General features: G+C 72.4%; 13 protein-coding genes. 12 read left to right on the forward strand and 1 reads right to left on the reverse strand.

The window, feature by feature from the left end; all coding sequences use genetic code 11:
- The 9 genes from UK12_RS10280 to UK12_RS10320 all read left to right on the forward strand — a co-directional run.
- The coding region (locus tag UK12_RS10280; RefSeq protein WP_045302060.1) for an Rne/Rng family ribonuclease at window positions 1-3,210 on the forward strand (3,210 nt) is incomplete at its 5' end.
- Between the two features lie 227 nt (window positions 3,211-3,437).
- Window positions 3,438-3,755, forward strand: a complete 318-nt coding sequence (rplU, locus tag UK12_RS10285) for a 50S ribosomal protein L21 (RefSeq protein WP_045302063.1) — start codon at window positions 3,438-3,440, stop codon at window positions 3,753-3,755.
- 12 nt (window positions 3,756-3,767) lie between these two features.
- A complete protein-coding gene (rpmA, locus tag UK12_RS10290) occupies window positions 3,768-4,025 on the forward strand; it encodes a 50S ribosomal protein L27 (RefSeq protein ID WP_045302065.1) in 258 nt (85 codons plus the stop codon).
- Between the two features lie 113 nt (window positions 4,026-4,138).
- On the forward strand, window positions 4,139-5,611 hold the full coding sequence (gene obgE / locus UK12_RS10295; RefSeq protein ID WP_045302067.1) for a GTPase ObgE: 1,473 nt from the start codon (window positions 4,139-4,141) through the stop codon (window positions 5,609-5,611).
- Between the two features lie 116 nt (window positions 5,612-5,727).
- A complete protein-coding gene (proB, locus tag UK12_RS10300; protein WP_045302069.1) occupies window positions 5,728-6,864 on the forward strand; it encodes a glutamate 5-kinase in 1,137 nt (378 codons plus the stop codon).
- 107 nt (window positions 6,865-6,971) lie between these two features.
- Window positions 6,972-7,472 (forward strand): hypothetical protein, encoded by a 501-nt coding sequence (locus UK12_RS10305; protein WP_045302071.1) that lies wholly within the window; start codon window positions 6,972-6,974, stop codon window positions 7,470-7,472.
- 244 nt (window positions 7,473-7,716) lie between these two features.
- Window positions 7,717-9,033 (forward strand): glutamate-5-semialdehyde dehydrogenase, encoded by a 1,317-nt coding sequence (locus UK12_RS10310; protein WP_045302073.1) that lies wholly within the window; start codon window positions 7,717-7,719, stop codon window positions 9,031-9,033.
- 72 nt (window positions 9,034-9,105) lie between these two features.
- On the forward strand, window positions 9,106-9,732 hold the full coding sequence (locus UK12_RS10315; RefSeq protein ID WP_045302074.1) for an SCO2584 family spore wall biosynthesis protein: 627 nt from the start codon (window positions 9,106-9,108) through the stop codon (window positions 9,730-9,732).
- Between the two features lie 69 nt (window positions 9,733-9,801).
- Complete coding sequence (locus UK12_RS10320; protein ID WP_045302077.1) at window positions 9,802-10,863, forward strand: SCO2583 family membrane protein; 1,062 nt, start codon at window positions 9,802-9,804, stop codon at window positions 10,861-10,863.
- Window positions 10,864-11,023: 160 nt separating this feature from the next.
- Here UK12_RS10320 and UK12_RS10325 read toward each other — a convergent pair whose 3' ends face one another.
- Window positions 11,024-12,064, reverse strand: a complete 1,041-nt coding sequence (locus UK12_RS10325) for a M48 family metallopeptidase (RefSeq protein WP_045302080.1) — start codon at window positions 12,062-12,064, stop codon at window positions 11,024-11,026.
- A 195-nt stretch (window positions 12,065-12,259) separates the two neighbouring features.
- On the opposite strand from UK12_RS10325, the gene UK12_RS41110 reads away from it, so the two are divergent.
- The 3 genes from UK12_RS41110 (at window position 12,260) to nadD (ending at window position 13,462) form a co-directional block, all read left to right on the forward strand.
- A complete protein-coding gene (locus UK12_RS41110; protein WP_197084725.1) occupies window positions 12,260-12,409 on the forward strand; it encodes a hypothetical protein in 150 nt (49 codons plus the stop codon).
- A 146-nt stretch (window positions 12,410-12,555) separates the two neighbouring features.
- Entirely contained in the window at window positions 12,556-12,702 is a 147-nt protein-coding gene (locus tag UK12_RS41115; protein WP_197084726.1) for a hypothetical protein, read from the forward strand.
- A 130-nt stretch (window positions 12,703-12,832) separates the two neighbouring features.
- On the forward strand, window positions 12,833-13,462 hold the full coding sequence (nadD, locus tag UK12_RS10330; RefSeq protein ID WP_045302082.1) for a nicotinate-nucleotide adenylyltransferase: 630 nt from the start codon (window positions 12,833-12,835) through the stop codon (window positions 13,460-13,462).
- The last annotated feature ends 14 nt before the right edge of the window (window positions 13,463-13,476 follow it).

Raw genomic sequence — 13,476 nt, forward strand, 5'->3', positions numbered from 1 at the left:
GTGGCCGAGAAGCCGGTGCGGGCCCGCCGTACCCGTAAGCGTGTCGAGTCCCCGGCCGGTGCGCCTGAGGCCGCCGAGGTCGTCGTGAGCGCCCCGGAGGCCCCCGCGCCGGTCGAGGCGCCCGCCGAGGCACCCGCCGCCGAGGAGTCCGCCGCGCCCGCGCGTCGTCGTCGTGCCCGCCGAGTGGTCGAGGCCGCGCCGGTCGCCGTCGAGGAGACCGAGGAGCAGCCGGAGGAGGAGGCCGCCGAGGCCCCCGCCGCCGTCGTGGTGGCCCCGGCCCCGGTCGAGGCGCCGAAGCCCGAGCCGGTGGCGGAGGAGCCGACGTCCGCCCCCCGGGCCCGCCGTCGCGCCGTGCGCCCGTCCACCGCGATCTTCCAGGCCCCGGTCTTCCAGGAGCCGGCGCCGTTCACCGCCCCGGCCCCGGCCAAGGCGCAGGCCCCTGCGCAGCCCCCCGTGCAGGCTCCGGCCCCGGCTGCTCCGGCGGCCGTCGAGGCCGAGGAGTCGCACGACGACGAGTTCGAGTACAGCGGTGTCGGCCGTCGCCGCCGCGTCCGTACGCCCGTCCGGGTGAGCACCCCGGGCCGGGCCGGCCGCCCCGCCGCCCGCGCCGCCGCCAAGCCCGAGCCGGTCGCCAAGCCCGAGCCGGTTGCCAGGCCCGAGCCGGTCGCCGTCGCGGAGCCGGCCGAGGAGGCCGCCGTCGCCGCAGGTCCCGAGGCCGAGGGCGAGTGGGAGGACGACCGTCCGTCCCGCCGCCGTCGCCGGGGCGGCCGTCGCCGCCGCCGTGGCGAGGCCGAGGACTTCGAGGCCGAGTCGGCGCAGGCCGAGGCCGAGCAGCCCGCCGAGGAGGAGGCCGCCGCCGAGGTGGACGAGGAGGACGAGGACGACCTGGCTGCGGGTCTGAGCTCCTCGCGTCGCCGTCGTCGCCGTCGTCGCCGGACCGGTGAGACGGGCGTCGAGATCGCCGCCGAGACCACCGAGGACGGCGTCCGCACCGTGGTCAAGGTGCGCGAGCCGCGCCGCCGCTCCACCGAGCCCTCCTTCGACCCGGACGAGGTGCAGTCCATCAAGGGCTCCACCCGTCTGGAGGCCAAGAAGCAGCGCCGCCGCGAGGGCCGCGAGCTGGGCCGCCGCCGGGTGCCGATCATCACCGAGGCCGAGTTCCTGGCCCGCCGGGAGTCGGTCGAGCGGGTCATGGTGGTGCGCCAGAACGGCCAGCGGACCCAGATCGGCGTCCTGGAGGACGGCGTGCTCGTCGAGCACTACGTCAACAAGGAGCAGGCCACCTCGTACGTCGGCAACGTGTACCTGGGCAAGGTCCAGAACGTGCTGCCGTCGATGGAGGCCGCCTTCGTCGACATCGGCAAGGGCCGTAACGCGGTGCTCTACGCCGGTGAGGTCAACTTCGGTGCGCTGGGCGGCCACGGCGGCCCGCGCCGGATCGAGTCCGTGCTGAAGTCCGGCCAGTCCGTGCTGGTGCAGGTCTCCAAGGACCCGATCGGCCACAAGGGCGCCCGCCTGACCAGCCAGATCTCGCTGCCCGGCCGCTACCTGGTCTACGTGCCCGAGGGCTCGATGACCGGTATCAGCCGCAAGCTGCCCGAGAACGAGCGCGCCCGCCTGAAGCAGATCCTCAAGAAGATCGTCCCGGACGACGCCGGCGTCATCGTGCGCACCGCCGCCGAGGGCGCCAGCGAGGACGAGCTGACGCGTGACGTGCAGCGCCTGCAGGCGCAGTGGGAGGAGATCCAGAAGAAGGCCGCCACCGGCAACGCCCCGGCGCTGCTCTACGGCGAGCCGGACATGACCGTCCGGGTCGTCCGCGACATCTTCAACGAGGACTTCACCAAGGTCATCGTCAGCGGTGGCGACGCCTGGAACACCATCCACGAGTACGTCTCCCACGTGGCCCCGGACCTCACCGAGCGGCTCCAGAAGTGGACGTCCGACGTGGACGTGTTCGCCACGTACCGGATCGACGAGCAGCTGATGAAGGCGCTGGACCGCAAGGTCTGGCTGCCCAGCGGCGGTTCGCTGGTGATCGACCGGACCGAGGCGATGGTCGTCGTCGACGTCAACACCGGCAAGTTCGTCGGTCAGGGCGGCAACCTCGAAGAGACCGTCACCCGGAACAACATCGAGGCGGCCGAGGAGATCGTCCGGCAGCTGCGGCTCCGCGACCTCGGCGGCATCATCGTGATCGACTTCATCGACATGGTGCTGGAGTCCAACCGCGACCTGGTGCTGCGCCGCCTGCTGGAGTGCCTGGGCCGGGACCGGACCAAGCACCAGGTGGCCGAGGTCACCTCGCTGGGCCTGGTACAGATGACCCGCAAGCGGGTCGGTCAGGGCCTGCTGGAGTCCTTCTCCGAGTCCTGCGTGCACTGCAACGGCCGCGGCGTGATCGTCCACATGGACCAGCCGCACACCCACGGCGGTGGCGGCGCTGCCGCCGTGACCGGCGAGGCCGTCTCGGGTGGCGGCAAGCGCCGCCGCCGGGGCAAGGGCGGCACCGGGCCGGAGGAGGCGCAGGCCGAGCTCCAGGCGGTCGAGGCCGCTGAGGCCGAGGCCGAGCAGCCGGTCGCGGTCGAGGAGGCCGCCGAGCAGCTGGAGATCGTCGTCCCGGCGCCGGTCGAGGCCGAGGCCCAGCCGAGCCTGGTCGAGATCCCGGCCGCCCCGGCCGCGGCTCCGGCCACCCGTCCCCGCCGCCGCGCGGTGCGCAAGGCGACGGCCCCGGCCGGTACGCCGGGCGAGGCGGAGATCGTGGTGCTCCAGGCTCGTGCCGAGGCTGCGGTCGAGGCCGCCTTCGCCGCGGCCGAGGCCGCGGTCAAGGGCGAGGCCGTCGAGGTCGCCGAGGCTGCCGAGGTCGCCGAGGTTGCCGAGACCCCCGCTGCCGTCGAGGCTGCCCCCGAGGTCCCGGTCGAGGCCGTGGCGGAGGAGGCCGTTCCTGCGGTCGAGGCCGCCGCCGAGGTCCCGGCCGAGCTTCCGGTCGAGGGTGAGGCCGCTGTCGAGGTCGAGGCGCCCGCGCCGAAGAAGCGCGCCGTTCGCAAGACGGCCGCGAAGAAGACCACGAAGACCGCAGCGAAGAAGACCGCCGCCGCCAAGACCACGGCAGCGGCGAAGAAGACCACCGCCCGCAAGACCGCGACCAAGCGGACCAGCGCGGCGGCCAAGAAGGCGGCAGCCGCCGAAAGTGATGGCGCGGCTGAGTGAGCCCACTGCCCGGGGACGGCGTTTCGGTCCGCCCCCGGGCACGTACGGGGTCCGGTTTGCCCATGTGGCGGCTGGTCCGTATTCTTGACCCTTGGCGTGTCTGACGCCATGCTCCCGAGCACATCACCTCCCGAACCTTCGTGAGAAGGGCCGGGAGAGGCCCCTGTGTCCGTACCCAGGCGGCTGGCATCGAGAGTTCCGCACCGAGTATGGAAAGCAGGTACCGCATGTACGCGATCGTTCGCGCCGGCGGCCGCCAGCACAAGGTCGCCGTCGGCGACGTGCTGGAGATTGACCGCATTGACGCCAAGCCGGGTGACTCGGTGGAGCTCTCGACCATCCTGGTCGTCGACGGTGACGCCGTCACCTCCGACCCGTGGGTGCTCGGCGGCGTGAAGGCCCACGCCGAGGTCGTCGACCAGACCAAGGGTGAGAAGCTCGTCATCCTGCGCTACAAGAACAAGACCGGCTACCGCCGTCGTCAGGGTCACCGCCAGCAGCACACCGCTGTGCGCATCACGAGCATCGACTCCGTCAGCAAGTAAGGGGATAGCGAGATGGCACACAAGAAGGGCGCAAGCTCTACCCGTAACGGCCGTGACTCGAACGCCCAGCGCCTCGGCGTGAAGCGCTTCGGCGGCCAGGTCGTCAGCGCCGGCGAGATCATCGTCCGCCAGCGCGGCACCCACTTCCACCCGGGTGCCAACGTCGGCCGTGGTGGCGACGACACCCTGTTCGCGCTGACCGACGGCGCCGTGCAGTTCGGCAGCCGTCGTGGCCGTCGTGTCGTGAACATCGTGGCCGTCGAGGCCTGAGTTCTCTGACACAGCGTCAAGACTCTCTGTGAGGGGTGGACCGGAATGTTCCGGTCCACCCTTCATGCTTTACCGCAGGAAACCTTTTCTTATCTCGTACTGGAGGCACACCAATGACCACCTTCGTGGACCGCGTCGAGCTGTACGTCGCCGCGGGTAACGGGGGCCACGGCTGCGCCTCCGTGCACCGGGAGAAGTTCAAGCCGCTCGGTGGACCCGACGGCGGCAACGGCGGTGAGGGCGGCAGCGTCATCCTCACCGTCGACGCCAACATCACCACCCTGCTCGAGTACCACCACTCGCCCAAGCGCAAGGCCACCAACGGCAAGCCGGGCGCGGGCGGTCACCGCACCGGCGCCACCGGCGAGGACCTGATCCTGCCCGTGCCGGACGGCACCGTGGTGCTGGACAAGCAGGGCAACGTGCTGGCCGACCTGGTCGGCCACGGCACCAGTTTCGTCGCCGCCGCCGGCGGCCGGGGCGGCCTGGGCAACTCGGCACTGGCCTCCGCCCGCCGCAAGGCCCCGGGCTTCGCGCTGCTCGGCGAGCCCGGTGAGTCCCGCGACATCGTCATGGAGCTCAAGTCCGTCGCCGACGTGGCGCTGGTCGGCTACCCGAGCGCCGGCAAGTCCTCGCTGATCTCGGTGCTCTCCGCCGCCAAGCCGAAGATCGCGGACTACCCCTTCACCACCCTGGTCCCCAACCTCGGTGTGGTCACCGCCGGGGAGACGGTCTACACCGTTGCCGACGTCCCCGGCCTGATCCCGGGCGCCAGCCAGGGCAGGGGCCTGGGCCTGGAGTTCCTGCGGCACGTCGAGCGCTGCTCGGTGCTGGTCCACGTGCTCGACTGCGCCACCCTGGAGCCGGGCCGCGACCCGCTCACCGACCTGGAGACCATCGAGGCCGAGCTGTCCCAGTACGGCGGCCTGGAGGACCGGCCGCGCCTGGTCGCGCTCAACAAGATCGACGTTCCGGACGGCCAGGACATCGCCGACCTGACCCGCACCTCCCTGGAGGAGCGCGGCTACCGCGTCTTCGAGGTCTCCGCCGCCTCCCGCAAGGGTCTGCGCGAGCTGAGCTTCGCGATGGCGCAGATCGTCGCCGAGGCCCGTGCCGCCAAGCCGATCGAGGAGGCCACCCGGATCGTGCTGCGGCCGCAGGCCGTGGACGACGCCGGCTTCACCGTCGTCGAGGAGGAGGGCGCCTACCGGGTGCGCGGCGTCAAGCCGGAGCGCTGGGTCCGCCAGACCGACTTCTCCAACGACGAGGCCGTCGGCTACCTCGCCGACCGCCTGGCCCGGCTCGGTGTCGAGCAGGAGCTGTGGAAGGTCGGCGCCAAGGAGGGCGACACCGTCATCATCGGCCCCGACGAGAACGCCGTGGTCTTCGACTGGGAGCCGACCATGGCCGCCGGTGCCGAGATGCTCGGCCGCCGTGGCGAGGACCACCGCTTCGAGACCCAGCGCCCGGCCGTCGACCGCCGCCGCGAGAAGCAGAAGGGCCGGGACGCGGCCGAGGAGGAGTACCTGGCCTTCGAGGCGCTCTCCAACAGCCGCCAGGCCATCGAGGGCGACGAGGACAACTGAGCCCGCCCCTCGGGCCTGCCGAGTCCACGGGCTGAGTGACGTCACGGGCCCGTCGTCGGATCGCGTACATTACGATCCGGCGGCGGGCCCGCCGCATGCACCAGCGGAGGCAAGTGATGACCGTTTCGACACTGCGTCAGGAGGTCCTGACCGCACGGCGGATCGTGGTCAAGGTCGGTTCCTCCTCGCTCACCACCGCGGCCGGCGGCCTGGACGCCGACCGGGTCGACGCACTGGTGGACGCCCTGGCCAAGGCCCGTTCGGGCCCGGACGCCCCGGAGATCGTGCTGGTCTCCTCGGGTGCGATCGCCGCCGGGCTGTCCCCGCTCGGCCTGGAGAAGCGGCCCAAGGACCTGGCCCGCCAGCAGGCGGCCGCCAGCGTCGGCCAGGGCCTGCTGGTGGCCCGCTACACCGCCTCCTTCGCCCGGTACGGCGTGCGGGTCGGCCAGGTGCTGCTGACCGCCGAGGACGCGAGCCGGCGGGCGCACTACCGCAACGCGTACCGGACCCTGGACCAGCTGCTGGCGATGGGCGCGATGCCGATCGTCAACGAGAACGACACCGTTGCCACCGCCGAAATCAGGTTCGGTGACAACGACCGGCTGGCCGCGCTGGTCGCCCACCTGGTCCGGGCCGACCTGCTGATCCTGCTCTCCGACGTCGACGGCCTCTACAACGGTGACCCCAGCAAGCCCGGCACCAGCCGGATCGGCGAGGTCGGCGGCCCGCACGACCTGGACGGCGTCGAGATCGGCACTGCGGGCAAGGCCGGCGTCGGCACCGGCGGCATGGTCACCAAGGTGGAGGCCGCCAGGATCGCCACCGGCGCGGGCATCCCGGTGGTGCTCACCGCCGCCAGCCAGGCCGCCGACGCGCTGGCCGGCCGCCCCACCGGCACCCTCTTCCTGCGTACCGGCAGCCGCTCCGCCGACCGGCTGCTCTGGCTGGAGCACGCCAGTACCCCCCGGGGCGCCCTGCAACTGGACGCCGGGGCGGTCGAGGCCGTGGTCTCGGGCGGGAAGTCGCTGCTGCCGGCCGGGGTCACCCGGGTGGACGGGGACTTCACTGCCGGTGATCCGGTGGACCTTCTTGGCGAAAACGGCCACATCGTCGCCCGTGGGCTGGTCAACTTTGATGCGAGGGAGTTGCCCCGTCTGCTCGGCCGGTCCACCCGGGAACTGGCCCAGGAGCTCGGCGCCGCCTATGAGCGTGAGGTCATCCACCGCGACGACCTGGTCATCCTGCGCGGCTGACCGCCCGTGGGGGCCTGCGTGCGGCCCAGGGGCGGCTCCCGCCAGGGGGAGGGCCGCGCGCGGTCGGCGCGGTCGGCCCGGACACGATGCCGAACAGGAGGCCGTCGGTGGGACGCACGCGCGGAGCGCTGCCCGAAGAGACGCCCCAGCGGAGGCTGACCAGCATCGCGGGCGGCCGGACCGAGGGCGGTCCGGTGGAGGAACGATCCGACAGTGCAAGGGAGTTGGGCCGGAAGTCGGGTGACGGAGAGTGCCCCGAGGCGGAGCAGGCCAGACTCTGGCACGTGGTGCTCAGCGTGGCCGGGCAGGTCACGCCGCTGGCGGAGCTGCGGGTGGCGCTCGAACGGCTGGCGCACGACCACTCCTTCTTCCTGACGGCCCGCTACGCGGCCGACCATGCCGAGATCCGCTACTGGGAGCAGGCCAGGGACCTGCACGACGCGGCGGCGATCGCGCTGCGGCTGTGGGGCGAGCACAAGGCCTCGGCGAACTTACCGCCGTGGGAGATCGTCGGCCTGGAGGTCGTGGACCGGCCCACCTACCACAAGCGGGTGGCGGAGGGCTTCGGCGATCCGCCACCGCAGTTGGGCGGGGTGCACCCGTACTGAGCGGCGGCCGGCGGCAGCGCCCGGGGCACGGGGGGAAGGCGGCGCGGGCCGGGTTCGCGGAGCGGGCGGACCTGGCGTTCCTGAGCCTGGCGCCCTTCAGGGGCAGGGGCCTTCCGTGCTGCGTGGTTCCCCGCCGCCTGAAGGAGGCCCGCCGGCACCGAAGGGGTCGTCTGGCTGCGGACGGCAGTCTCAGCGGCCGAAATGCGGATCGGGTCGGGCCGCCGCAGTCGCTACCCTTTCTCGCATGAGCAGCGACCACGCCACCACCGACAGTCCCGTCCTCGCCGTTGCGCGCCGAGCCCGTGCGGCGGCCGCCGTGCTCGCTCCGCTGCCGCGCCGGGCGAAGGACGCCGCGCTGTCGGCGATCGCCGATGCGCTGGTGGCCCGGAGCGCCGAGATCGCCGAGGCCAATGCCGAGGACGTGGCCCGCGCCCGGGAGGCGGGCACGGCCGAGTCGGTGATCGACCGGCTGACGCTGACCGAGGAGCGGATCGCCGCGATCGCCGCCGATGTGCGGAGCGTGATCGGTCTGCCCGATCCGGTGGGCGAGGTGGTGCGCGGCTACACCCTGCCCAACGGCCTCGACGTCCGGCAGATCCGGGTGCCGCTCGGCGTGGTCGGCATCATCTACGAGGCCCGGCCGAACGTCACGGTGGACGCCGCCGCGCTCTGCCTGAAGTCCGGCAACGCGGTACTGCTGCGCGGCTCGGCCTCCGCCTACCGCTCGAACACCGCTCTGATCGCGGTGCTGCGGGACGCCGCGGCCGCCGCCGGCCTGCCCGCGGACGTGATCCAGCTGGTCCCCGGCGAGAGCCGGGACTCGGTGCAGGAGCTGATGCGCGCCCGCGGCCTGGTCGACGTGCTGATCCCGCGCGGCGGCGCCTCGCTGATCCGTACCGTCGTGGAGGGCTCCACGGTGCCGGTGATCGAGACCGGGACCGGCAACTGCCACGTCTACGTGGATGCCAGGGCCGACCTGGCGATGGCCGTCGGCATCCTGCTCAACTCCAAGGCCCAGCGGGTCAGCGTCTGCAACAGCGCCGAGACCCTGCTGGTCCACCAGGACATCGCGGACGTCTTCCTGCCGCTCGCCCTCGACGCCCTGGCCGAGGCCGGGGTCACCGTGCACGGCGACGAGGCGGTGCTGAAGGCGGCCGAGGGCGGCCGGGCCACCGTCGTCCCGGCGACCGAGGAGGACTGGGAGACGGAGTACCTCTCCTACGACCTCGCCGCCGCCGTCGTGCCCTCGCTGGACGCCGCGGTGGAGCACATCCGCCGCTGGTCCTCCGGGCACACCGAGGCGATCGTGACCACCTCGCAGGCGGCCGCCCGCCGCTTCACCCAGCTGGTGGACTCGACCACGGTGGCCGTCAACGCCTCCACCCGGTTCACCGACGGGAGTGAGTTCGGGTTTGGTGCGGAGATCGGCATCTCCACCCAGAAGCTGCACGCCCGGGGCCCGATGGGCCTGCCGGAGCTGACCTCGACCAAGTACATCGTCACTGGTGACGGGCACGTGCGCGGCGAGCGGACGCAGACCGTGGGCTCGGCCGAGGGCTGAGCCCGGCGGTTCGTCCCAGCCCAACTGACGGGAGCCACAGACAAACGGCGCGCCCGGTAATACCCTGAGTCCGTGGCTGAGGATGTGGGGGGCTCACCGTACCCCGACGGCGCCGACCACGGTGGTGCGGACGACGAGTTCGCCACCGTGGTACTCGACGAGGCTTTCGTCCGGTCCGCCGCCGTACACGAGCCGAGCGCCAGGGAACGCCAGCTCGCCGCCGCCGAGGCGAGGTTCGAACCTGACACCGGCCTGCTCGGCCGGGGCTACGAGCTGACCGTCAGCGGGGAGGGGCTCCCGCTGGAGCTGCGCCCGCACCCGAGCAGCCTGGACGACGACCGCCTCTACCCTGACCCCTGGTCAGCTCCGGGGCGGGCCGGGCGGGCCGCGCGGTGGCGTCGCCAGACCCGGGCCTTCGGGTACGCCCCCGGCGGGCCGGCCCGTGGCCGGTACGTTGCGCAGCAGCGCTGGCACCGTCCGGTGGCCTGGGTGCTCGCGGTGGTGATGGTGATCGGGGTGGCGGCCCTGGCGGTCGCCGCGATCTACCGGGGTGCCGGTGGGGCCGCCGACTCGCCCCGCCGCCCGGAGACCGGCACGAGCCGTCCCGAGAGCGGTACGGCCGTCCCCGGCGGAGCCGGTCCCGGTGCGACGTCGAGTGCCCCGGTGGGCTCCCCGCCGATGGCGTTGCAGACCGGGTGACGACCACCGCCGGGGGAAGTTGCGTCCCAGCCCTCGAAGCGGGCCGCATCCCGGTCTTACTCTGGTGTTATGGGTGACCCGCGCGAACCTCCGGAGGGTACGCCCGACGGAGGTTCCGGAAACGAGGACGAGTACCGATCCGTCGTGTTCGACGAGTCGTTCGTCCGGGCTGCCCGGATCCAGGAGCTGTCGGCCAGCGAGCGGCTCGGCGGTTACTCGCGCGGGGTGCGGCCGAGGTTCGGATTCGGACAGATCGGTTCGCTGCCCCGGCAGGCGGTGGCGCTGCTGCTGATCGTCGTGATGGCCTTCGCGGCGGCCGTCTACTTCGGTGTGAGCTCACCGCGCCGGATCGGGGTCCAGCCGACCGGCAACCAACTGACCGTCAGTGTGGTCGCACTCAGCCCGAGTTCGCCGGTCTCCGCGGTGGCGGACCCGAAGAACCCGTTCGCCGCGCTGCCCTCCGGCTACGCGGACGGCGCGGCCGGTCTCGGCACCCCGGCGGGCGCGGCCACGGCCCACTTCACCCGGGTCGAGGTCACCCGGGCGCTGGACACCGTCCAGCGCTTCCTGGTCGCCTCCTCGATGGACCCCGCGACCCTGGAGCAGGAGGCGACGGGTGCGGTTCGCACCCTGGTGACGCCCGGCGAGCAGGCGCAGTACGACCAGAGCCTGAACTCGCCGAACGACGACCAGCACCACGCCGCCACCGGTTGGCTGGTCCGCTTCGACCCGGGCAGGGTGGCGCTGGCCGTCGACTCGGTCAAGGTCTCCGGTGGCATGAAGGTCACCGAGGCGGACAGCGGGACGCTGGAGATCGACACCGACCACACCTTCGTCTACGCCCTGCGGACCGCCGGGACGGACACCTCCGGGCCGGTGAGCCTGTTCAGTGTCCGCCGCGAGCTGCGGTTCGAGTTCGACCACACGGACATCGGCGCGGCCAGGGTGCGGCTGGTCGACTCCGTCCTGCAGGCCGGGCCCACGGCGTGCGGAGTGCAGCTGGCCGACCACCTGCAGCCGCTGCTGGCCGGGCAGTCGGCCGGCCCGCCGCCCGCGGTGAACCCGGGGGACCACTCGGTGCCGGCCTGGCAGCAGTGCGGGGTGCTCGCGCCGATCACCGCCGAGCACTGACCGCCGCTGTACCGACCGCCGAGCCCTGGCGCCGAGCCCCGGCGGTGCAGGGCCCGGAGCGCGGGGAACGCCGAAGCCCACGGACCGGCCGGGTGCGCACGCAGTCGGTCGAGCGGTTCCCCGCGCCCCTGGGGCGCTGCCTGGTCGTGTGCTGCGGGTGTCAGTCCTGGTCGGAGTTGCGGGAGCCGGTGAAGGTGTCGCGGAGCTTTCCGCCGACGTTGCCGACGCCGCCCGCCACATCGCGGAGCAGGCCCATCAGCGGGTCCTTGCTCTCCTTGACGCTCTTGGAGTACGAGTCCGCGGCGGCCTTCCACTGCTCGCCGACCGAGGCGTCCGGGTCGTCCGCGCGGCGCGGGTAGGCACCGGCGAGGATCGAGCGGTACTCCTCGCTCTCCGCCCACTTCTTCAGCTTGGCCACCCGGACCACCGCGAAGGGGTGGGTCTGCGGCAGCACCTGGAGGAGCTTGAGCACGCCGTCGCGCAGGTCGCCGGCCTTCTCGTACTCCTCGGCCTGCTCCAGGAAGGCGTCCACGTTCATCTCGGCCAGGTTGTGGCCGCCGGCCAGCTTCATCAGACCGCGCATGGAGGCCTGGAGGTCCTGGCCGGCCAGCAGTCCGGCCCGGTCGCAGGAGAGCTCCGCCTTGCGGAACCACTCCTTGAGCGCGGTGATCACGGCGGTGATGGCCAGGTTGCCGAGCGGGAGCCAGGCGATCCTGGTGGCGATGTTGGTGAGGATCAGCAGCATCGTCCGGTAGACCGCGTGGCCGGACATCGCGTGGCCGACCTCGTGGCCGATCACGGCCCGCAGCTCCTCCTCGTCGAGCAGCTCGACCAGGCCGCTGGTCACCACGATGACCGGGGTGTCCATGCCGATGCACATGGCGTTCACCGCAGGGTCCTGGGTCACGTACAGGTCGGGCACCCGCTCCAGGTCCAGGACGTACGCCGCGTCGCGGACCATGGCGTGCAGCTCGGGGAACTGCCGCTCGCCGGTCCGCACGGCGGTGGCCAGGAACATCAGGCGGATGCTGCGCTCGGAGACCAGGCCGGCCAGCTTCTTGAGGACCTCGTCGAAGCCGGAGAGCTTGCGCAGGGAGACCAGGGCGGAACGGTCCGCCGGGTGCTCCCAGGCCCGGGTGGAGATCCCGGGGAAGCGCTCGCGGCGGCGGCTCGGCGTGTTCGGCTTGGTCATGTCGGTCATGTGAGTACCTCCTGGTCGATGCCGGCACCGGTTCCCGTCCGGCCCCCGCTGCTGTTGGCTACAACGCCCGTTCGTCCGTACTCGTCCCCGCCGCCCACGGTACGCCGGGGGTCCCGTCCGCTGTCCGCGTGTGCGGGTCTACGCTGGCTCTACCGGAGGTCCTGCGGGACCGCCCCCTGCCCTGAGGAGCCCACCATGTCCCCTGTCGAGAGCCTGACGCAGCTGGCCGGGCCGATCTCCAGCGAAGCGGGACCGGGGCTGTTCCTGCGGATCGTCCTGGTGGCGTCGTTCGTGGGCGTCGGACTGCTGGTCTGGATCATGGCGCGGGCCTTCCGCAACGACTGAGCCGGCGACCGGCCTTCGGCGGACGCCTACGAGGGGTCAGACGCGGTGGGCCGCCGAGCGGTTGCCGTAACGCCACCCGTACGATAGGGATGCAGGCCACCGGCCCGCGTCCTGGTCCCTCACCGAGCCGAGAAGGTCCGCCGACCATGAGCAATAACGTTCTGCCCGCCGTATCCCGGATCGCCGAGGGTGGCAACCACGAGAGCCTCAACCCGCTGCTGACCGGCGGCTGCGCCTTCCTGATCCTCCTGCTGCTGCTCTACGTGACCACGCGTTTCAACCGCGACCGCTGAGCAGCGCGGGTACCACTGATCGGTGGCGAGGAGCGCCCGGCGGCCGCCGGGCGCTCCTCGCCGTTGCCCCGATATCCGCGGATATCCGCGCGTGTCCGGCGGTAACGAGCGTCGCGTAAGGTGTGGCGGCATGGGACAGCAGGCCGAGACCCCCGGCGGACTGGTGAAGAAGCGCCTCGGCGTGATGGGCGGCACCTTCGACCCGATCCACCACGGGCACCTGGTCGCCGCCAGCGAGGTGGCGAGCGCATTCCACCTCGATGAGGTGATCTTCGTACCGACCGGACAGCCGTGGCAGAAGAGCCACCGCGAGGTGACCTCCGCCGAGGACCGCTATCTGATGACGGTCATCGCCACCGCGGAGAACCCGCAGTTCTCGGTCAGCCGGATCGACATCGACCGCAAGGGCCCCACCTACACCGTGGACACCCTGCGGGACCTGCACGCCCTGCACCCGGACGCCGAGCTGTTCTTCATCACCGGCGCCGACGCACTCGCCCAGATCCTCTCCTGGCGCGATTCGGAGGAGCTTTTCGAGCTCGCCCACTTCATCGGATGCACCCGGCCGGGGCACACTCTGTCGGACGCCGGGCTTCCGGTGGGCGGGGTCTCCCTGGTGGAGGTGCCCGCGCTGGCCATCTCCTCCACGGACTGCCGGATACGGGTCGCCAAGGGCGAGCCGGTCTGGTACCTCGTCCCGGACGGCGTGGTCCGTTACATCCACAAGCGGGCGCTGTACGCGCCGGCCCAGCAGCCTTGATCCCGGGAGGGGCC

Origin of the sequence: Saccharothrix sp. ST-888 (genome assembly GCF_000955975.1) — a bacterium.
In the GTDB taxonomy this organism is placed as follows: domain Bacteria; phylum Actinomycetota; class Actinomycetes; order Streptomycetales; family Streptomycetaceae; genus Kitasatospora.